At 48.7% G+C, this 19568-nt stretch carries 19 protein-coding genes and 1 other annotated feature; of the genes, 2 read left to right on the forward strand and 17 right to left on the reverse strand.

Going from position 1 to position 19568, the window contains the following annotated elements:
- The gene (locus tag J2Z65_RS03475) at nucleotides 1–210 is read left to right on the forward strand and encodes a hypothetical protein (RefSeq protein WP_167063455.1); all 210 of its coding nucleotides are present in this window, start codon (nucleotides 1–3) and stop codon (nucleotides 208–210) included.
- Here J2Z65_RS03475 and J2Z65_RS03480 read toward each other — a convergent pair.
- The 3 genes from J2Z65_RS03480 to J2Z65_RS35840 form a co-directional block, all read right to left on the reverse strand.
- A complete protein-coding gene (locus J2Z65_RS03480) occupies nucleotides 207–2756 on the reverse strand; it encodes a DNA internalization-related competence protein ComEC/Rec2 (protein WP_167063453.1) in 2550 nt (849 codons plus the stop codon). The genes J2Z65_RS03475 and J2Z65_RS03480 overlap by 4 nt on opposite strands.
- A gap of 129 nt (nucleotides 2757–2885) precedes the next feature.
- Nucleotides 2886–3398 carry a deoxycytidylate deaminase gene (locus J2Z65_RS03485; RefSeq protein ID WP_167063451.1) on the reverse strand — a complete coding sequence of 171 codons (513 nt, stop codon included), beginning with the start codon at nucleotides 3396–3398 and terminating at the stop codon, nucleotides 2886–2888.
- Between the two features lie 89 nt (nucleotides 3399–3487).
- Entirely contained in the window at nucleotides 3488–3925 is a 438-nt protein-coding gene (locus J2Z65_RS35840) for a helix-hairpin-helix domain-containing protein (RefSeq protein WP_167063448.1), read from the reverse strand.
- Nucleotides 3926–4100: 175 nt separating this feature from the next.
- Here J2Z65_RS35840 and comER point away from each other — a divergent pair, with 175 nt between their 5' ends.
- Complete coding sequence (comER, locus tag J2Z65_RS03495) at nucleotides 4101–4940, forward strand: late competence protein ComER (RefSeq protein WP_167063445.1); 840 nt, start codon at nucleotides 4101–4103, stop codon at nucleotides 4938–4940.
- Nucleotides 4941–4953: 13 nt separating this feature from the next.
- Here comER and leuS read toward each other — a convergent pair whose 3' ends face one another.
- From leuS to J2Z65_RS03565, 14 genes are all read right to left on the reverse strand, one after another.
- Nucleotides 4954–7413, reverse strand: a complete 2460-nt coding sequence (leuS, locus tag J2Z65_RS03500; protein ID WP_167063441.1) for a leucine--tRNA ligase — start codon at nucleotides 7411–7413, stop codon at nucleotides 4954–4956.
- Nucleotides 7414–7476: 63 nt separating this feature from the next.
- Nucleotides 7477–7714: a binding site (T-box leader), on the reverse strand.
- A 69-nt stretch (nucleotides 7715–7783) separates the two neighbouring features.
- A complete protein-coding gene (locus J2Z65_RS03505) occupies nucleotides 7784–8545 on the reverse strand; it encodes a class I SAM-dependent DNA methyltransferase (protein ID WP_167063438.1) in 762 nt (253 codons plus the stop codon).
- 1 nt (nucleotide 8546) lies between these two features.
- The gene (locus J2Z65_RS03510; protein WP_209855725.1) at nucleotides 8547–9440 is read right to left on the reverse strand and encodes a CvfB family protein; all 894 of its coding nucleotides are present in this window, start codon (nucleotides 9438–9440) and stop codon (nucleotides 8547–8549) included.
- Nucleotides 9437–9784, reverse strand: a complete 348-nt coding sequence (gene rsfS / locus J2Z65_RS03515; protein ID WP_167063435.1) for a ribosome silencing factor — start codon at nucleotides 9782–9784, stop codon at nucleotides 9437–9439. The genes J2Z65_RS03510 and rsfS overlap by 4 nt, the downstream gene beginning before the upstream one ends.
- Nucleotides 9785–9802: 18 nt before the next feature.
- Nucleotides 9803–10375, reverse strand: a complete 573-nt coding sequence (yqeK, locus tag J2Z65_RS03520) for a bis(5'-nucleosyl)-tetraphosphatase (symmetrical) YqeK (protein WP_167063432.1) — start codon at nucleotides 10373–10375, stop codon at nucleotides 9803–9805.
- Nucleotides 10365–10952 carry a nicotinate-nucleotide adenylyltransferase gene (locus J2Z65_RS03525; RefSeq protein WP_167063429.1) on the reverse strand — a complete coding sequence of 196 codons (588 nt, stop codon included), beginning with the start codon at nucleotides 10950–10952 and terminating at the stop codon, nucleotides 10365–10367. Before J2Z65_RS03525 ends, yqeK begins: the two co-directional genes overlap by 11 nt.
- A 12-nt stretch (nucleotides 10953–10964) precedes the next feature.
- On the reverse strand, nucleotides 10965–11258 hold the full coding sequence (gene yhbY, locus J2Z65_RS03530; RefSeq protein ID WP_167063426.1) for a ribosome assembly RNA-binding protein YhbY: 294 nt from the start codon (nucleotides 11256–11258) through the stop codon (nucleotides 10965–10967).
- A gap of 20 nt (nucleotides 11259–11278) precedes the next feature.
- Nucleotides 11279–12139: a shikimate dehydrogenase gene (gene aroE / locus J2Z65_RS03535; protein ID WP_167063423.1), complete on the reverse strand. Its 861-nt coding sequence runs from the start codon at nucleotides 12137–12139 to the stop codon at nucleotides 11279–11281.
- A 17-nt stretch (nucleotides 12140–12156) separates the two neighbouring features.
- On the reverse strand, nucleotides 12157–13272 hold the full coding sequence (gene yqeH, locus J2Z65_RS03540; protein ID WP_167063421.1) for a ribosome biogenesis GTPase YqeH: 1116 nt from the start codon (nucleotides 13270–13272) through the stop codon (nucleotides 12157–12159).
- 8 nt (nucleotides 13273–13280) lie between these two features.
- A complete protein-coding gene (locus J2Z65_RS03545; protein WP_193581049.1) occupies nucleotides 13281–13775 on the reverse strand; it encodes a YqeG family HAD IIIA-type phosphatase in 495 nt (164 codons plus the stop codon).
- A 91-nt stretch (nucleotides 13776–13866) separates the two neighbouring features.
- Nucleotides 13867–14643 (reverse strand): alpha/beta hydrolase, encoded by a 777-nt coding sequence (locus J2Z65_RS03550; protein WP_167063418.1) that lies wholly within the window; start codon nucleotides 14641–14643, stop codon nucleotides 13867–13869.
- A gap of 61 nt (nucleotides 14644–14704) precedes the next feature.
- Nucleotides 14705–16936, reverse strand: a complete 2232-nt coding sequence (locus J2Z65_RS03555; protein ID WP_167063414.1) for a transglutaminase TgpA family protein — start codon at nucleotides 16934–16936, stop codon at nucleotides 14705–14707.
- Complete coding sequence (locus J2Z65_RS03560) at nucleotides 16929–18215, reverse strand: DUF58 domain-containing protein (protein WP_167063411.1); 1287 nt, start codon at nucleotides 18213–18215, stop codon at nucleotides 16929–16931. The genes J2Z65_RS03555 and J2Z65_RS03560 overlap by 8 nt, the downstream gene beginning before the upstream one ends.
- Nucleotides 18216–18219: 4 nt before the next feature.
- Complete coding sequence (locus J2Z65_RS03565; RefSeq protein ID WP_167063408.1) at nucleotides 18220–19179, reverse strand: AAA family ATPase; 960 nt, start codon at nucleotides 19177–19179, stop codon at nucleotides 18220–18222.
- Nucleotides 19180–19568 lie beyond the last annotated feature (389 nt).

Raw genomic sequence — 19568 nt, forward strand, 5'->3', positions numbered from 1 at the left:
ATGTGGTCATCTTTTGTAGGCTTTATGCCCCCAGGCTTGGTCCTGCTGTGCACGGTCCTTTCTTTTATCGTCCCTCTTGGCACCTATTGGATCAATCAACTCCTTCACATGAATGGAGATCCGCCTTGGAAGCAGTTGAATGAAAAAGAGAAAGAGAAAGAGAAAGAGAAAGAGAAAGAGCGACCAACGCCTCCACAGAGCCAACCCTAGTGGATTTTCACACGCGAAAAGATGCCCTCCTTGCGGACCTCCAGCTGCACTTCCCCCATCTGGTCGGTTCGTAAAATCTGCGCGCCGCTCATCCTTAATCGTTCTACAACATCTGCCGCGGGATGTCCGTAAAGATTACCCTCTCCTACTGAAATCACAGCCGTTCGGGGCTGCCAATAGTCCAGCCATTCCTGTGAAGTAGAGTATTTGCTGCCATGGTGAGCAATTTTTAAAACATCAAGGCGATGCGAAGCATCTTCACAGGGCTGCGGCTCACATTCCGCCGCTATGTCCTTCATGCGTTCCAAGAGCGCCAACTCCGATTCTTTCCCTATATCTCCCGTGAAAAGCCACTTCGTTCCCAGCATCTCAAGAAGCAGTACGATGGAATACTCATTTTGCTCTTGAACAATCTCTGCATCTCGCACAGTTTCTTCAAAAGGATATAGCACACGCAGTCTAGTCGCAGCATCCAATTGGATCCAATCGCTTCGTTCCCCAGCGAGCAGCGGGATTTGTCGGTTGATGGCTGTACGGAATAGCTTCTCAATTCCTGCATTCGGGTTATAAGTACCGTTGAACAAAAACTGTTTTACGGGAATTTGCTCAATCACAGCTTGCAGACCTCCGCTATGATCCGTATCTTCATGAGAGAGCACGAGCAAATCCAACTGATGAATACCCCGCTTCTTAAGTAGCGGTACGAGCATTTTTCGCCCTATTTCATAAGGGTCTTTGCGTTCTTTCCATGTTTCTCCCGCCTTCCTGAATGTAATTGTCCCGCCACCATCGATAAGGAGATTGCGCCCGTAGGGTGTACGGATTAGGATAGCATCGCCCTGCCCCACATCAATAAATTGAACGAGACCGGTCCTCTCGAAACGTTCAGGAGAATACCCCATCCACAGAAGTAAAAGGAAGACTCCGAGAGCCAGGCTTAGCCACATCGGCAGATTCAGGGTCCATCTGTCTTGTACGCGCTCTAACCTAATCGGATGCTCATCTATCCTGCCTCGAGACAAACGCTGCCACAGCCCATATATGCCAACAAGGACCAAATAATAAAAAGCGATCCACGCAAAACTCGGTGACGGCCAGATCAATTTAAATTGATGCAGTTGCTGCAGCTTGTCTGTCGTCCAAAAGATGCCTTCATTTAACAATGAAATGAGCCAACCAAGCCCTCTGCCTGCCGGTAGGTAGAGTAGTCCGGCAAAGACAGCCGCAAGTCCCGCGGGAAACACAGCCAGGCTGATGACTGGAACCAAAATGGCATTAGCCAACCACGAAAGCAATGAAAACTGATTGAAATAGTAAATCGAAACCGGAAAGGAGACAAATTGAGAAACGAGTGTAATCGAAGCGGTGTTTCTTAACAGGGGAGAGCTAATCCAAGCTTCAAGCAAACCATTCACGGACTGCACACCAAGAATAAGCCCAAGTGTAACTAAAAAGGAAAGCTGAAAGCTTACGTCCAGCAGGAAATAAGGATTCCAGAGAAGCATTATCCAGGCGACGATTGCCATACTATGCAAAACATCCTTCGTTAACCCTCTCCTAGCTGCGTAAAGTGCGACCATAGCCATCAGTCCAGCCCTAACAATGGAGGGTGAGGCCCCCGTTAGTAAAATATAGAATGGCAGCAGCCAAAAACAAACGCGCATAGCCGTTTCCTTGGTCAGCTTTAGCCGGCGCAGGCTCCAGAAACAAACGCCCAGAAAAACAGCAACATTAAGGCCCGAGATGGCTAAAATGTGCGTCAGTCCCAGCTCCGAAAATTGCTGGAAACGCTCCGGATCGAGATCGTCGGTTATCCCGATCAGCATGCTTTTCATAAACCCCGCCTGCGGCGCGGGGAAGATCAGGTCCATGCGCCTGCTGAGGCCGCCCCGCAGCTCGTCGTTCCAGCGCAGCAGCTGAACGACGCCGAAGCGCGCAGCCGCAGGCTCAACCTGCGCCTGATCCACCCCTTTGGCTGACAGCAGCCAATGGGTGTGGTGAAGGCGCAAATACCGGCGGTAGTCGAAGCCGCCGAAGTTGCGCGCCGGGGACGGGCTGCGCAGCGTCCCCGAGAGTGTGACGGCGTCGCCTCGGCGCCAGGCCGACGCCACCTCCTGCTGCGCCTGCGCAAGCAAGCGCAGCGAGACCTGTACGCTTTCCCCGCCAAGCGGGAAAGCGTGGTCTTGGAAGCGGACGGATGCCGCTTCCATGGTGAAGCTGGCCCTGTCACCGTCGATGGTGACAGGGGAACTGAACCGGCCGAGCATCGTGACTTCGATGCCGTCCGGGTTTTCCTGCTGCTGCGGTGGCAGCAGCAGGGCTGTGACGTTGCGCTGGTCGGTCCATTCGAAGTAGCCGCAGGCTACGCCGACCAGCAGAAGGGCGCACAGCGGCTGTCTGCCGGGCAGCCGCAGCAGCAGGATAACAAAGATCGCTGCAAGCAGCAGCACGCTCGTTGTCAAAGTGAGCCACGGCAGATCGCTATAGAGCGCGAGTACATAGCCAGTTATCCACAGACAGCATCCTATAACAACTGGTCGTTTCATTTGAATTTGAATCTTGAATCCCCCTATACAGCAAAAAACCTCTCCCCTGTAGAGCCTTAAATAGGCTGCTCACTGGAAAGAGGTTCCTCCTCTTTGCTGATTCTATTGATTTCACATGTATGTGCATGTTTAATTCACAACGTCAGATACGGTTCCTGGCGGAGGCTCGTACCCTTCCATTCGGCGAAATACGATCCCTCTGTCTACCATGAGATGGCTTACTTTCTCATGATCCTTCGGATAGCCGCGGTGGAAAACAATCTCAATTACACCGCTGTTTGCCAACATATTGGCGCAGGTCCAGCAAGGCTGATCGGTGACATAGACGGTTGAACCTTCCCGATCCTCGCGGTCTGTAAAAAGCAGCAGGTTTTGCTCTGCGTGAATCGTGCGGATACAGCGCTGCTTGCGGATCACTTCTTCAATGTTCTCCACTACTTTCAGCTCGATTTCCTCGACAAGCATGCAGCCCGCTTCTGTGCAATCAGGAACGCCCATGGGCGCGCCGTTATAAGCAGTCCCAAGCAGCTTTTTGCCTTGGACCAGCACAGCACCCACATGACGCCGATTGCATCTGGAGCGTGTGGATGCCATATAAGCGATGTCTAAGAAATAGGTATCCCAGTCTTTGCGGTTGCTCATTGTAAGTTTCTCTCCTCCGCTGTGTCCTTTATATTCCTTTTTTCATTTCTAGTATTCTCTCATACTTCCTCTCAAAATAAAAGAAAGGACTACGAAGAAGTCACATAAAGCAAAGGCTTAAGCTTCTCCAGTATTTTATCCCCAATGCCCTTGACCTCGGTTAGCTCTTCAATACGGCTAAATCTGCCTTTTTTCATGCGGTAATCCAGAATCGCCTTTGCTTTGCTTTCTCCAATCCCCGGCAAATCGTTTAATTGCTTGAGCGTTGCCGTGTTCAGATCCAGTTGACCGGAAGATGTTACGGGAGACGTACTTGATCCTAATACATCAGGGGTGGATGCTGCAACATGGCTTGTTGTGTCCGAAGGCGTACTTTGAGCAAGATGAGCTTCAATTTGCGCATTCACGGAATTGAATTCCGTTTGTATCACAGGCGAGCGGCCCCCTGTCAGAAAAGGCCAAACAACAAAAACAACAAAACAGAACCCTACAGCAATGTACAGAAATTTTTGGAATCGAAAAGGCACGAATTCCCTCCTAACGGTTTTACAATAAAATCACATGGTAAAAAAACAAGCTGCCCCAGCATAACAGCCGAGAAGCCAGCATATACATGAAAAAGCATCCGAATGGCATCCAAAACTGACCCCGTTCTATAAATATTAACGAAAGTGACTGATTTTTTTCGGGAGGGATTACTAGATGAAAGCAGGATTCATCGGTACTGGGAGTATGGGAAGTATTCTGATTGAAGCGTTCATTCATTCTGGGGCTTTCAATCCGGAACAAATGATTGCGGGAAATCGAACAATTCGTAAAGTAGAGCTTCTTGCGGAGACATATCCTGGGCTTCTGGTAGCCCAATCGAATAGAGAAGTCGTGCTGGGGAGCGATATCATTTTTCTGTGCGTGAAGCCATCAGAATATAAGAAGGTTATTGATGAAATTAAAGAGGACGTGCTACCCTCTCAGTTTCTCGTCTCCATCACAAGCCCTGTGCTGATTACGCAGCTGGAGACACATTTACCAGCCAAAATAAGTAAAATTATTCCAAGCATTACGAACTATGTATTAAGTGGTGCGACGCTTTGTATTCATGGCAATCGGATGCAGCCTGAGGATAAAGAGTACCTGGAAAACTTGTTTGCCCATATCTCTTCACCAATCCGGGTTTCGGAAAACTACACGCGTATTTCTTCGGACCTATCCAGCTGCGGACCTGCTTTTCTTGCTAATTTCATTCAATCCTTTATCGATGCGGCCGTTGAGGTAACAGGCATCACACCTGAGGAAGCTACTCTGCTTGCCAGTGAGATGACTCTGGGTACGGGTAAATTGCTGACAACAGGCGGTTTCAACCCCCTGACCTTGCAAAAACGCGTCTCTGTTCCCGGCGGGATTACAGCTGAAGGATTGCGTATTTTGGACGAAGAGCTTTCCGGCGTTTTCTCGCGCGTTATCCGCGCTACTCACGCCAAATATCAAGAAGACCTTGAGAAGACTGAGCAGCAATTAACGATCAAGCAGCAGTCTTCCCAATAGTCTTTTTTCTTTATTAACCTACAACGATGTTAACTAATTTCCCTTTTACAACAATCAATTTGCGAACGGCCTTTCCGGCGGTCGCTTCTTTGACTTTGTCGAGATCAAAAGCAATTTTCTCCATTGCAGCTTCATCGGTATCTTTTGAGATCAGCACACGGTCCACAATTTTGCCGTTAACCTGCACCACGATCTCGATTTCATTGTCTACGGTCCATGCTTCGTCATAAGTCGGCCAAGGCGTATACGTAATCGACTCGGTGCCGCCCAGTTTCTCCCAAAGCTCTTCGGCCAGATGCGGCGCAAGCGGGGACAGCATCTGAACGAAGTTTTTCATCGCTTCAAGAGGTAAACGTTCTGTTTTATAAGCTTCATTGACGAAAATCATCATTTGGCTAATCGCCGTATTAAACCGCAGCGCTTCGAAATCCTCAGTAATTTTTTTGACGGAACGGTGCCATGTCCGTTTGAACGTATCACTGCCAAGCGTTTCATCCGCGCTGATTTTGGACTGAACTTGACCGTTCTCATCCACAAAGAGTCTCCACACACGGTTCAAATAGCGGTAAATCCCGTCTACCCCGGTCGTGTTCCAAGGCTTTGTAGCTTCAAGTGGTCCCATGAACATTTCGTAAATACGAAGTGTATCCGCACCTTGATCGCTTACGATATCATCCGGATTTACAACGTTGCCGCGTGATTTACTCATTTTCTCCATGTTTTCACCAAGAATCATCCCTTGGTTTACTAGCTTATGGAACGGCTCTTTCGTATGAACAAATCCAAGATCATAAAGCACTTTATGCCAGAAACGGGCATACAGCAAATGAAGTACCGCATGCTCCGCGCCGCCGATATAAAGATCGACTGGCAGCCATTGCTGTTGAAGCTCATGTGAGCAGAACTCTTTATCATTGCGTGGATCGATGAAACGCAGGTAGTACCAGCAGCTGCCAGCCCATTGCGGCATCGTATTCGTCTCGCGGCGGGCTTTCATCCCCGTTTCCGGATCGATGGTATTGACCCATTCCGATACGTTCGCCAGCGGTGATTCCCCTGTGCCCGAAGGTTTAATTTCATCTACTTGAGGAAGCAGAAGCGGAAGCTGGTCAACCGGTACAGGCTTCATCGTACCATCTTCCAGGTGAAGAATCGGAATCGGCTCTCCCCAATATCTTTGACGGCTGAACAGCCAGTCTCTCAAACGGTAAGTGACCTTACCTTGACCTTTGCCGTTCTCTTCAAGCCAAGCGATCATGTGACTGATCCCTTGCTCAATGTTCATGCCATCAATAGGTCCGGAATTCACATGAGCGCCATCTCCAGCGTAAGCTTCTTTCTCCACATTGCCGCCTTGCACAACTTCAATAATCGGCAGATCGAACTGTTTCGCAAACTCCCAGTCGCGTTGATCGTGCCCTGGCACTGCCATGATGGCTCCAGTCCCGTAACCGCCAAGCACATAATCGGCAATCCAGATAGGCACTTTCCCGCCGTTTACCGGGTTTATTGCATAAGCACCCGTGAAAACGCCTGTTTTGTCCTTGGCCAAATCTGTACGCTCGAGATCGCTCTTGCGGGAAGCCTTTTCTTGGTACTCCTTCACAGCGGACACTTGCCCGTCTGTTGTAATCTGCTGAACAAGCTCATGCTCAGGTGCAAGAACGCAATAAGTCGCTCCGAACAAAGTATCTGGTCTAGTCGTAAATACGGTCAGACTCTTCTCCTCATGTCCTTCGATAGCAAATTGAACCTCTGCTCCAGTTGATTTACCGATCCAGTTGCGCTGCATATCCTTGATGCTTTCCGACCAGTCAAGTTCCTCAAGATCCTCGAGCAAACGCTCCGCGTATTCTGTAATTTTCAGAATCCATTGACGCATCGGTTTACGGATAACCGGGTGGCCTCCGCGCTCACTTAGGCCGTCGATAACCTCTTCATTGGCAAGAACGGTCCCCAGTGCCGGACACCAGTTAACAGGAACTTCATCTACATAAGCAAGGCCTTTGTTGTAAAGCTGGATGAAGATCCATTGAGTCCATTTGTAATACTCCGGATCTGTCGTAGAGATTTCGCGGTCCCAATCATAGGAGAACCCGAGCGATTTAATTTGACGACGGAATGTATCGATATTTTTCTTCGTAAAATCGCGAGGATCATTCCCTGTATCCAATGCGTATTGCTCAGCCGGAAGTCCGAAAGCATCCCAGCCCATTGGGTGAAGGACGTTGTAGCCTCTCATGCGTTTAAAACGGGAGACGATATCCGTAGCCGTGTAGCCTTCTGGATGTCCTACATGCAGACCTGCTCCAGACGGGTATGGAAACATATCCAGCGCATAAAATTTCGGATTATCCGAGTTTTCCAACACTTTGAATGTTTTCTTAGCATCCCAGTAAGCTTGCCATTTGGGCTCAATCGCTTGCGGATTGTAGCCTTGTAATTCCTTTGTTTCTTTTGTTTCCTGAGTCATGTGAAATTTCCTCCCTGTTTACGGCTATAAGCGCCAAAAAACCCCTCATCGCTAGCGGATATCGCTAGGGACGAGAGGTTAGATTCCCGTGGTACCACCCTAGTTAACACTAGGCATACTTTGCCTGTGCTCACTCTGCCCCTTAACGCGGGTGAAACGATCCGGCTAGCGCCACAACGTGCGGCGATTCACCCTCTAGCTCCAAGGCGAGTTCACTAGACGGACATCTACCGGCTTCCACCCTTTAACCGGCTCTCTGAGAGATGCTGTACAAGCTACTAATCCTCTTCCAAGCTTTAAGATCATCTGATTAGCTTTGATTATATGTAAAATAATGCAGCACTGTCAAGCGGCGAGACTCCTAATGCCTTTATTTCTTCGCAATGAAGAAGGCCCGTTCTGTCTGCTTGGTTGGCTCATCCCACGTAAAGTCAGCAGCCATATGCACTTCGCGAAAGCCCGCAGCCCGCAGCATCGACTCCAGCCAGTCCAAGGCATAAGCGCGCTGCTCGTGTGTTTCATCGATGCGCCGGAATAGTTCCTTGCTGCCGCTCTCTTTTACAAATATGGTTAAATCATGCTGAATTTGTACTCTTTCCTCATCCAGCTCGCTTGTCCAAATGTACGCCACATCGTCTTCGTTTAAGAAAAAGGGCTGCGCTTCCGCATAAGCAAACAGCTGCTGGGGCGTATGCACATCGAACAGAAATAACCCGTCAGGCTTAAGACCCTCATAGGTTTGACGAAAAGCGTCAACGATGTCTTCTTCCTCTAGTAAATAGTTAAGACTATCACAGAAAGATAGCGCCACATCAACGGACTCGCCTAATTCCCATTCCCTTAAATCCTGCTGCAGCCAGCGGATCGCTCCGCCGCGAAGCAGCGAAAGCTGTTCTCCAGCTTTCTGATCAGCGACAGCCAGCATGTCTTCCGACAAATCGATCCCTGTCAACTGGTAGCCTTCCATTGCGAGAGGAATCGTCAAATTCCCGGTACCGCAGCCTAAGTCCACGATGGTCGCCGGCTTCACGCCGAATCGATCAAAGCTTTCTTTGACAAAACGAAGCCAGTCCTTATAGGGCATGGTGTTCATTAAGCGGTCATAGGTGTAGGCAAATTCTTCATAGCTCATATCAGCTGGGATTCTCCTCTTTTTTCAAATAGGTCCAATCATCCTCCTGATAGATGAGTCCGTCTTTCATCAACTTGCCTAGAGCACGCTTGAACGCCGCTTTGCTAAGGCCAAACCTGTCCTTAATAATATCGGCAGACGTTTTATCTGAAAATGGCATAGCATTCCCAGGGCGCTCCTCAAGGACACTGAGAATTTTCTCTGCGTCTTCATCCCGACCTTTTTCCTTCGGCTGCCGCATTGACAGATTCACACGTCCATCTTCTTCGCGAACAAAGGCGACTCTCACCTCAACCAGCTCACCTACACGCAATAATCGTGTCCGTTCTGTAGGGGCAATGAGTCCGATTACGCCATAACCGAGAACACCAGCCTCGCAAATCACAAAAGTTCCCATTTGCAGAGGTCTGTACACGCGAGCTTTCACCCAGCGGTTGCTCCAGCTTGAAGGCGCACGCACACAAAGTGGAGCCAAGTCCTCTTCCAGAGCCAACTTCGCAATTAAGCGCCCTTGACGATCGTGAGCTAACGTCGCAAACACCTTGTCCCCCACCTGAGGCCGCAATTCCTCTAATTCCGGCACATGACGGTAAGGAAGAAGCAGGTTGCGCCCAAGCCCCATTTCAAGGAAATAGCCAAATCTCGGATGAATATCGACAACTTCAAGCAATCCGACTTCACCCATTTGGATAAGCGGACGTTTCATCGTTGCCATTAGCCTGTCCTGCGTATCATGGAACAAAAAAGCTTCCACGTGATCACCGGCTTTGATTTTGCCCACGATTTCCGCATAAGGTAACAGGACATCCTGATAACCATCGCTTAAGAAAAATCCATTAGGCGGAACTTCCCTCGCTACCTCAAGGGTAACGAGGGATCCTGCTTCCAGTCTCATACGCGCTCCACAACTTTGGCATCGGACCAAAGTCTTTCGATATTATAGTATTCGCGGTCATCGCGGTGGAAAACGTGCAGAACTACATCTCCTAAATCAAGCAGAACCCATCTCGCTGTATCAATACCTTCGTAACCTCTAATCGTGACGCCATACTCATGCGCTTTCTTTCTGGCTTCGCTGGCAATCGCTTGGACTTGTGTTTCCGAATTACCATGGCAAATGACGAAATAATCGGCAATCAGGGAGACCCCTTGCAAATTAAGCGTTACGACATCCGCCGCTTTTTTGTCCTCAGCAGCCTCTACGACAAATGCTAAAATTTCCTCTGGGCTTTTACTCATTCAATCAACCTCCATAGGTTAGTTGTTTATTTGTAATTGTTCAATCAAATCATTCCGTGTCAAAATGGTAAGCGGATAAATTCGTTTTCCTTTTTCAATTAAAAACCGAATGGTAGAGTCAAAACCGGCAACTAACGCCTTCTCCAAACTGAACTTGGCTTCTTCGCGGATGAGCTCGACTCCGGGAAATTCACGGCCAGGCTCCATATAATCCGCTAAGCAGACGATTTTGTCCAGCAAACTCATTCGCTCACGACCTGAGGTATGATACCGGATTGCGTCCAATATCTCCTCATCATGAATGCCAAATTGCGACTTAGCAATAAACGCCCCCGCATGCGAATGCCATAGCTCTTTGTCAAAATCTAATAAATCCTGCGGCAGCCCATTCTCGCGAATAATCTTAGCTTGCTCCTGCACAGGCCAATACTTGCAATAATCATGTAAAATAGCTGCAAGATCAGCTTTGACAGGATCTCCGCCGAACCGTTCTGCGAGCATTACGCTTGTTTCCATGACACCAAGCGTATGGAGCCAGCGTCGCTCAGGCATCTGTTCCTTCACCGCTGCGATAAGCTCCTCACGCTTCATACAATCGGTTCACCTCCATGTAACCGTTCACGGCTTCTGGAACGAGGTACCGGACCGATCGCTTCTGTCCACGTTCCTCACGTATCGCCGTTGACGATATTTCAACAAGCGGCATCGGGACGATCGTTACTCGGTTACGAATATTTTCCGACATATGCGCCATATCCAGTTCATAGCCAGGTCTGGCTAAACCGATAAAACGAATATGCCGCACGATGTCATCGATGCGATGCCACTGCGGCAAATATTGAACCATATCTGCACCAATAATATAAGCAAATTCAGTAGTGGGATATTCTTTGCGCAGCAGTTCAATCGTATCGATACTATAAGATACGCCGCCTTTGCTGATTTCGATATCAATCGGACGAAAAAAAGGATTCCCTTCTGCAGCAAGGCAAACCATTTCCCAGCGCTGCTGCATCGTGGCCTTCGGCGCATTAACCTTATGCGGCGGTACTCCCGCCGGCATGAGCCACACCTCGTCAAGCCCTGCTTCCACCCTCGCCCGTTCCGCAGCGATCAAATGACCGGTATGAATCGGGTCGAAGGTGCCTCCCATAATTCCGACAAGCATACTTCCACCTCGTTAGCGCGGCAGTTCAATCTTCTTCTTGTCACGCGATTCTTTGTAAAGCACGACGATTTTGCCAATTACCTGTACGAGCTCTGCGCCGGATTTCTCGGACAATTCAGTACCTACCTCATCACGATCTTCGCCGCTGTTGTTCAATACTGTAATTTTGATCAATTCCCGCACTTCTAGAGCTTCTTGAATATGACGGATTAAATGTTCGTTCACGCCGCCTTTTCCTACTTGAAAAATCGGATCTACATGGTGCGCAAGTGAGCGCAAATAACGTTTCTGTTTGCCTGATAACATGGATGTCCCTCTATTCATTCTTATTCAGCTAACGACTGTTCTACCACCTGTCTCATCACCGCAACGGGCGCAGGAGTACCAGTCCAATATTCAAAGGCAAAAGCCCCTTGATAAATAAACATACCGAGTCCGCCATGAATGCGGGCTCCTTTGGCTTCAGCTTCGCGAAGAAACCTGGTAATCCGCGGATTATAGATTAAATCGCTCACGAGATGATGCTCTCTCAGAAGTTCAACCGGCATCGGCAGCTCCTCCGTGTTAGGATGCATCCCCGCTGAGGTCGTATTCAGTACGAACTGGGCCTCATCCACGACATTCGCAATCTCATCAAGTCCAAGACCGATTGTCTTCGTGTAAGCACTGATTGTATCAGCAAGCTCTAATGCGCGCTCTTTCGTCCGATTCGCGATGTAAATGCAGCCTGCTCCTTCTTTGGCGAGTGCATAAGCAACCCCTCTTGCAGCTCCGCCGGCTCCAAGGACAAGAACGCTTTTCCCCTTCAAATCGATGCCGGTTTCTTCTTTGAGAGAACGAACATAACCAATACCGTCCGTATTGTAGCCGATAAGCTTGCCGGCTTCATTCACGATGGTATTCACCGCGCCAACAACCCGGGCGCCCTCGTCAATTTCGTCGAGGTACTGCATGACCTCAACTTTATGTGGAATCGTTACATTAACTCCCCTGTAGCCTAATGCCCGTATCCCGCGAACGGCATCGCCGAGCTCCTCAGGACGAACATGAAAAGCAGCATAAACCGCGTTAATCTCTGATTCCTGAAAAGCGCGATTCAGCATAATGGGAGAACGGGAATGCCGAATCGGATCTCCGAAAACCCCATATAGAATCGTATGACTGTCAATCGCCCGGCTCTTCTCCATGGTTTGCTCTGGTCCCCCTATATCAATGACTCACGTGTGATAACCTTGATCCCCCTTGGCGCATGAACGGCAAGCTGTGCTCCGGAAACGCTGTTCACTTTGATCCATCCTAAACCTGAGATAAGCACATCCATTTGTTTCCCCTTTGGAATGTTAAGCCCATGCTTCACAAGTGGAGGCAGCTCGTCCAAATCTGCTTCGTTCGGAGGGGCCAGCATGACGCCCTTGTGGTTTTCGTACAGATCATCAGCCCGCTCCAGCTTGGTGCGATGAATTTGAATCGCATTGGACGTGTAACATGTGAACGACTGATGCTCGCCTTTAATGAAATCAAACCGAGCTAGCGCACCGAAGAACAACGTTTGTTCTTCATTCAGCTGAAAGACAATCGGTTTGAGCGGCTTATCCGGCATGATGCGCGCCAGATCACGCTTTTTGACAACCTCGGTTAAACGGTGCAGGTGTACAATTCCCGGTGTATCTACGATAAACCGGCCATCATCGAGCGGGATTTTGACCAAATCCAGCGTCGTGCCCGGGTACTGGGAAGTCGTCAACTCCGCTTCCAAATCGCTGTAATCGCTGATTAAACGGTTAATAAGCGTCGATTTGCCGACATTTGTAGCACCAACCACATACACATCCATGTTGCCGCGGTATTCCTGAACAGCCGTAATCACTCGGTCAAAGCCGATGTTTTTCTTGGCGCTGCAGAGGACAATGTCCACAACCTTAAGGTTCGCCTCTTTGGCTCTGCGCTGCACCCAATTTATAATCTTGTTGGCATTGGTCACTTTCGGCAGCAAATCAATTTTGTTAACGACGAGCAGTACCGGATTCGTACCGACAAACCGGCCTAAACTGCTGATCATACTGCCTTCAAAATCAAAAATGTCCACAATTTTCACGACTAGCGCTTTGGTTTGACCGACATGCCCGAGCAACTTAAGGAAGTCGTCCTGCTGCAGTGTAATGCTTGAAGATTCGTTGTAATGCTTGATCCGATAGCAGCGTTGACAAATAACCGGTTCCTTTTGCAGCGCTTCTGCCGGAATAAATCCGAGCTTGCTTTTGTCTTCTGTTTGCAGCAAAACGCCGCATCCCGCACAATGATTAATCGTTTCTGTACTCATGAAACCTCCTAATTCTTCATCCTGGCATTTGCCCATTTCTCAATCCGCCGGTTAATTCGCGTGAAAAAACCTTCGTCATTGATAGAAATCGGATTTACCAGAATCGTGTAAAGCCCCATTCGATTGCCGCCAAGCACATCTGTCAACATTTGATCGCCTATGACCGCTGTTTGTCTCGCATTCGTACCAAGCAGCTTCATGGCTCTGTTAAATGAAACGTTCGATGGTTTCCTGGCACGGTGGATGAATGGTATGCCTAGCGGCTCAGCAAAGGCAGATACGCGCCCATGATTGTTGTTGGACACAATGACGACCTTGAAACCCATCTTCTGCAAACGGTTCAACCACTCTATTAACTCAGGAGTCGCATGCGGATCGCGCGCACCCACGAGCGTGTTATCGAGATCAGTAATGATACCTCGAACGCCAAAATCCCACAAATGATTGGCATCAATATCATAGATTGTATGTACGGACTGTCTGGGTACAAGCTTTTTCAACAAACCATTTCCCTCCAACTGCTTCCTCGACATATACGAGAAACTATACCATAGTGACCCGTTTGTTGCAAAAAGAAAAGAACATATTTTCCCACTATGCACGGGCTGGAAGCGGCAGCCAGTTCAGAACATTTTGAATTTTGTTGTCCCAATAGCCCCACTCATGTTCACCAGGCTCCTCCTCATAGGTTAAACCGAGCCCCAATTCCCGGCAATGATTGCGGAACCGAATATTATCTTCATATAAGAAATCCTCCGTTCCGCAGCACTGGTAGAGACTAGGTTTCGGCCCTTTGCTTAAGGTCAATTGTTCCGCCAGGTAAAACAAATCATTCCCGCTTCCTTGGATCTTCGTCACATCGCCATAAATCAACTTGAAATCATCCGGGAAGTTTAACGCTCTATGTGAGATATCAACGGCTCCCGATAAACTGGCTGCAGCAGCGAACCGGTCTGGATGTGTAAGCGCCAGTTTCATGGCGCCATATCCGCCCATCGACAAGCCCGCCACATAATTCAATTCTCTCTCTTCTGCCAGCGGAAAAAAGGATCTTGCTAAGGCCGGAAGTTCTTCGCTTATAAATTCCCAATATTTCGGACCTGCTGCCATATCCGTATAAAAGCTGCGATTAACGGCCGGCATCACGACAGCAATCCCTAATTTGGCTGCATAGCGCTCAATGGAGGTTCTCCGCATCCATATCGTATGATCGTCCGACAAACCGTGTAATAAGTACAGTGTCGGATACTTTTTGCCATAGCTTGCCGAGGACATCCCGATCTGATTTTGAGCTGCTTGCGGCAAAATAACATACATGGAAGCTGAAACACCAAGGGAATCTGAATAAAAGTGACAATCCATAAATGCCATGTAAAAACGCTCCTCTCATTATGAAAGCCACCCTCCCTTGAGGGTGAGTGGCTTTCAGTACCTATTTCATTTGTTCTTTCAATTTGGTAATAGATTGACTCACGGTTTGATAGTCAGCTTCAGATGATACGGTCTGGCTGTATTTCGCTCTTTCGAACAACTCAAGCACCGTTTCCAGATCATTTTTCATCCACTTGCTCTGTTTTGACCATCGGGCTGTTGCTTCACGCATCGTTTCATGCTCTAGTCTTGTATAACCTTTGCGTCGGCTCATGCGCAGCAGTTTCTCGAATTCAACGATAATTTTCTGATTAAAATTAACGGCTTTGAGCTGTTTCCTGCGCATACGCCATGCTCGAGGATAAGCGCCTTTGAAGAAGAATACGACCCCAGCAGCTAGCACAGCAGCGATTCCGATACCGCTCAGCGTCAACCAAAGCCATGTAAAACTTGGAGCTTGCTCCGTTTCTGCAGGCGCTGTAACAGGTTCGCTCTCCGTGGAAGGTTCAACTGGCGGTGGCGTTTGCTCCGGAAAAACATTCGGAAGCGCGAAACCTGCAGTAGGTTCAAAGGCGATCCAGCCGAAGCCTTCAAAATACACTTCAACCCAGGAATGGGCGTCCGAGTTCCGGATCGTGTAGGTGCCGGCAGCATCTTTATCCACGTCTTCTCCCAATTGTCCCAAAATACCGAAATCCCTCCCCTGATCAGGGACGGGTGAAACTCCTGAAGAGTAGCCTTTCACCCAGCGGGTCGGCAGTCCGATCGAACGGGCAAGCACGGCCATTGACGTTGAATAGTAATCGCAGTATCCCTGTTTGATCTCGAACAAGAACCGGTCTACAAAATCCTTGCTCTTGCCTTTACTTTCGTCCGGCGTGTTCGTATAAGGGAAATGCGTTGATAAATAAGCCTCGATCAGTTTGGCTTTATCATAAGAATTTGTACCTGTTTTGGTAATGTCGAGGGCAAGCTGCTTGACGCGCTCCGGGAGATCCGCAGGCACTTGCAGATACTCAGCCCATTCGGGCTTATTCGTATAATCAATATTGACTTCACGCAATTGCGCTACATCCAGAATTGGCTCCTGTGTAATAATGGCATACTCTTTGGGATAATTCGTTTTGCCTACATAGCGCAGTTCGGATTGCCTTGGCGACCATAGAATGCGCTGGAACGGATTCTCGCCTTCGTTCACTTCCACTAGACGTTGGATAGCGTAGCCCCCGAAGAGAACCGGAAAGACGTCTTCTCTTTGCATCACAACGGTTTGCGTGACCTCTTGCGTTTTCAAGAGAGACAGGTCAAACCTTGGATCAAGCGGCAGGGGATTTAAGTTGACCCGATTCATCGGCAGCTTCTTCTCTGTCGAACTAGGCTCCCACCCTTTTCCATTATATTGCGCTCTCGTTTCCCCACGGAAATAGGTTCGTTTACTTGTTTCAACTGTCATGACCGGTGTGTAGTCAAATTGAAATCCGCCGCCAAGATGGCTATCATCCCTGCTGTAGCCAGAGGAGGAATCGGCCGTAGAAGCCGTCACACTGACTCCTTTTCCTAATAAAGGAACGGATTCACCACGACTCACCTTATAGGCCGTATATGGATCGGTTAGTACCGGATCAACCGTAGGTGCCAATAGCCCAACAAGGGTAATAAGGCCCACTATCAACCCGATTGGAACCAGAATAGAAGAAGGATAGTCGGTAATTGTCTCCCAAATTACAGGAGCCCGCTTCTTCAGTTTGACGAAGTGGCGAACCATCAGCAGCGAAAAACAGCAGAAGATGACCATCGCTACTTGCGGCCACAAAAAGATCGTACTGAAGGAATCTCGAATAGCAAAAAATAAAATACTGACTGCCATGAGAACAAACACACGCAGCCTGGAATTCACCGACCACATGGCAAACAGATAAGTGAGCCACGCAATAAGGCTAAACCAAATATATGGTTCTAACTGGCCCGCATTCAACGCGACCCATCTTAGAGCACTTTTCCAAGTCGTCACCTGCACAGCGACATAATGATAACCCATGCCCAGCAGGTGAAGGCCGATAATCAGCACAAATTGAATCGAGACGCGCCACACACGGCGAAGGTGAGGAATCAGATAGGTGGCAGCCACAAGGCTAAGCGTCCCAGTGACAAAGGCCACCGTTTCGGGAAGCCATAAGCCATCTTCCTTCATGATCCAAATAACAAACTGATACAGGTAAATCCCTGTAAGAATCGCATTAATGCGTTGTTCCCAATCGGTTAAAAGCATTCCTTTCCAGAACGAGCTACGCATACCGTTTCGCCCCTCCCAACAGGTTAGGCAAGTTCGATAATTGACTGACCTCATACCCCATATAGCCTTGTGAGCGAATTGCTTTCACCCAGTCGTCCTTTGCGCTTTCATGCTCCATACCTTGCAGCTTGAGCGCATGGGATGAATCGGCATGAACCCATATATGGCAAGGATTCATTTGGAGATGCTCCAATTGTGTCAGCACCTGCATCATCACGGAGCCCTTTTGAGGTGAAATTAGGACAAAAAAGCATCCCGCAGGCAAATCCCGTGAATGTTCCTTTAATATTTGCTGCAGCGAGTGAAAGCCATCCGCCTCTACGCCGACCAAATGTTTTAAAATATGCTTGTGATGATTCTGGCTTTGCTTTGGTTCAAAATAGGTAGATTCTTTGCCGATCGAAAGTAGTCCCAGCGCTAAATCGCGGCCCGCTCCATAGCGGAACAAAGATGCCGCTACAGATACGGCTAGCTCAAATTCAGCAGCGTCACCATAGGCACGAGCCGTCCTGTCTAATAAGACAATCGTTTTGGGCAATGACTCCCGCTCGAACTCTTTCGACTTCCAAGTACCTGTCTTCGCCGTTGCATTCCAGTGAATACGGGATAAGCGGTCACCATAAATATACTCGCGGACACCGTTAATTTGCGTCGTCTCCCGGTGTGCCCTTGTCGTCGTTGAATGATGCTGCATGCCTTTGAGCATTTGGTGGAACTGTGCCCATTCCCGGATCGCTACCGTTTGCGGATAAACCGTAATCGACTGCTGCAGCTCCAAACGTCCTTTGTGCTGGAAGAAGCCGAAAATATCCTCGGTCAAGCACTCCGTTTCGCCGAACCGGTAATAGCCCCTTCGCAGTGGAGGCGTGGTGTACAGCAGCTCCCCTCTCCGCTTCCAGTCTGGGATCAGCGAGCCTTCAAAGACGGTTTCTTCGCCGCTTTGACGAATGAATTGATCCTTAATGATCAGATAAGGAATCGGCCAGAAGCCTGGAATTTGTACGCCGATACCGATTTGCAGCGATTGCCCCGCCTCAAGTTGGGCGTCCTGCGCTGTAACGGACAGCTTGCGCGTTCCTTGAGCGCGCTTGATACCGCTCCAATTGCCGGAGAGCAAGTAAACCGACAAAAGGGTGATGATGATAAAAAGCATGGAGGCCAGCTTCCCTCCTTGAAACAGCAGGAAGAATAAGCTAGCCGTGAAGCATGCAATCAGAAGCCATAAAGGTGCCGGAAACCGGGGACGTTCCCCGAATCGCTTGAATACCGGTCGATTCATAGGCTCACTTCTCCAATCGAACCGGCACGCGAACCTGCTCGAAAATCGCGCCGAGAACGGATGTAACTGTTGCCCCATCCATGCGCGCTTCGGAATGAAGAATCATCCGGTGACCGAGTACGTATGGCGCAAGGTACTTAATGTCATCAGGGATGACATAGTCTCTGCCCTTCAGGAAGGCAAACGCTTTGGAAGCAAGCACAAGCGATAGCGTAGCCCGCGGGCTTGCCCCCAGAAATACAGCCTGATGTTCGCGCGTTTTTCTGGTAATGTTGACTAAATATTCCACTACAGCGTCATCCATATGAACTTTCCGAGCCTGCTCCTGCGCCTCCAATACTTCGGAAGTATCCATCACGGCATGTAAGGCTTCCATCGGATGAGATTTGCTTTGGGAGACAATCATTTGCTTCTCGGCCGCTTCACTTGGGTAGCCTAAGCTAAGTTTGATCATAAACCGGTCGAGCTGCGCCTCCGGCAGTATGTAGGTGCCTTCGAAATCAATCGGATTTTGAGTGGCCAGCATGAGGAAAGGAGAAGGCAGTTCATGAATATCGCCGTCCACCGTAATATGCTGCTCTTCCATAGCTTCCAGCAAAGCCGACTGTGTTTTGGTCGTTGCGCGATTGATTTCATCTACAAGTAATATATTCGTCATAATAGGACCGGAACGAAACAGAAATTTTTCTTCTTTGGGATGATATATGGAAACACCTGTAATATCGGAAGGTAACAAATCGGGATTGCACTGAATACGGCGGAATTGGCCATCTATTGAACGAGCGAGGGCTTTGATCAGCACCGTCTTGCCTGTACCAGGTACATCTTCAAGCAAAACATGTCCGCCGGCCAGCATTGCAGTAACCAGTAATTCAATTTCAGCGCTCTTGCCGAGAATGCATGATTCTAAATTCGTTTTCAGCCTAGTTAAAACTTCAACATGATGTTGGGTGGCAGTTTCCATGTCTTAATCCTCCTTAGAGTTTTCGTAAGCAACTGCTGAGTTTCGTAAACGTTGGTGAGCTGGAAAGCCTCATCTTATCGCTGCCATTAGGCAAAAAAGCGCCCAATATGACCATAATCTTTAAAATAGAGAGAAAAAGTGCGTAAATCCAGTTTACAGTAAAGTTTTTCTTCCGTATACTTGTAATTCCTCTAAATTTATTTGTTAAAATTAACCATGTAAATTTATTGGTGTTGAAGGGATTTCGAGGGAAGTAGGAATGATCGATGAGGGCGGCAGATTGCCGCAAGTGCCGCACAAATAAGGGGATGCTTCTGCCTCCGAACGAGAATATCGCCTCCTGGAGGGAACTCTGATCCGTTATTTTGCTGGTTTTGTTCATGCGGATC

Origin of the sequence: Paenibacillus aceris (assembly GCF_017874035.1) — a bacterium.
Classification (GTDB): domain Bacteria; phylum Bacillota; class Bacilli; order Paenibacillales; family NBRC-103111; genus Paenibacillus_E; species Paenibacillus_E aceris.

What these genes read in the sequence shown, in the direction of transcription:
- J2Z65_RS03475 (WP_167063455.1), top strand. Translation starts at nt 1, where the DNA reads ATGTGGTCATCTTTTGTAGGCTTTATGCCCCCAGGCTTGGTCCTGCTG.
- J2Z65_RS03480 (WP_167063453.1), bottom strand. Translation starts at nt 2,756, where the DNA reads ATGAAACGACCAGTTGTTATAGGATGCTGTCTGTGGATAACTGGCTAT.
- J2Z65_RS03485 (WP_167063451.1), bottom strand. Translation starts at nt 3,398, where the DNA reads ATGAGCAACCGCAAAGACTGGGATACCTATTTCTTAGACATCGCTTAT.
- comER (WP_167063445.1), top strand. Translation starts at nt 4,101, where the DNA reads ATGAAAGCAGGATTCATCGGTACTGGGAGTATGGGAAGTATTCTGATT.
- leuS (WP_167063441.1), bottom strand. Translation starts at nt 7,413, where the DNA reads ATGACTCAGGAAACAAAAGAAACAAAGGAATTACAAGGCTACAATCCG.
- J2Z65_RS03505 (WP_167063438.1), bottom strand. Translation starts at nt 8,545, where the DNA reads ATGAGCTATGAAGAATTTGCCTACACCTATGACCGCTTAATGAACACC.
- J2Z65_RS03510 (WP_209855725.1), bottom strand. Translation starts at nt 9,440, where the DNA reads ATGAGACTGGAAGCAGGATCCCTCGTTACCCTTGAGGTAGCGAGGGAA.
- rsfS (WP_167063435.1), bottom strand. Translation starts at nt 9,784, where the DNA reads ATGAGTAAAAGCCCAGAGGAAATTTTAGCATTTGTCGTAGAGGCTGCT.
- yqeK (WP_167063432.1), bottom strand. Translation starts at nt 10,375, where the DNA reads ATGAAGCGTGAGGAGCTTATCGCAGCGGTGAAGGAACAGATGCCTGAG.
- J2Z65_RS03525 (WP_167063429.1), bottom strand. Translation starts at nt 10,952, where the DNA reads ATGCTTGTCGGAATTATGGGAGGCACCTTCGACCCGATTCATACCGGT.
- yhbY (WP_167063426.1), bottom strand. Translation starts at nt 11,258, where the DNA reads ATGTTATCAGGCAAACAGAAACGTTATTTGCGCTCACTTGCGCACCAT.
- aroE (WP_167063423.1), bottom strand. Translation starts at nt 12,139, where the DNA reads ATGGAGAAGAGCCGGGCGATTGACAGTCATACGATTCTATATGGGGTT.
- yqeH (WP_167063421.1), bottom strand. Translation starts at nt 13,272, where the DNA reads ATGAGTACAGAAACGATTAATCATTGTGCGGGATGCGGCGTTTTGCTG.
- J2Z65_RS03550 (WP_167063418.1), bottom strand. Translation starts at nt 14,643, where the DNA reads ATGGCATTTATGGATTGTCACTTTTATTCAGATTCCCTTGGTGTTTCA.
- J2Z65_RS03555 (WP_167063414.1), bottom strand. Translation starts at nt 16,936, where the DNA reads ATGCGTAGCTCGTTCTGGAAAGGAATGCTTTTAACCGATTGGGAACAA.
- J2Z65_RS03560 (WP_167063411.1), bottom strand. Translation starts at nt 18,215, where the DNA reads ATGAATCGACCGGTATTCAAGCGATTCGGGGAACGTCCCCGGTTTCCG.
- J2Z65_RS03565 (WP_167063408.1), bottom strand. Translation starts at nt 19,179, where the DNA reads ATGGAAACTGCCACCCAACATCATGTTGAAGTTTTAACTAGGCTGAAA.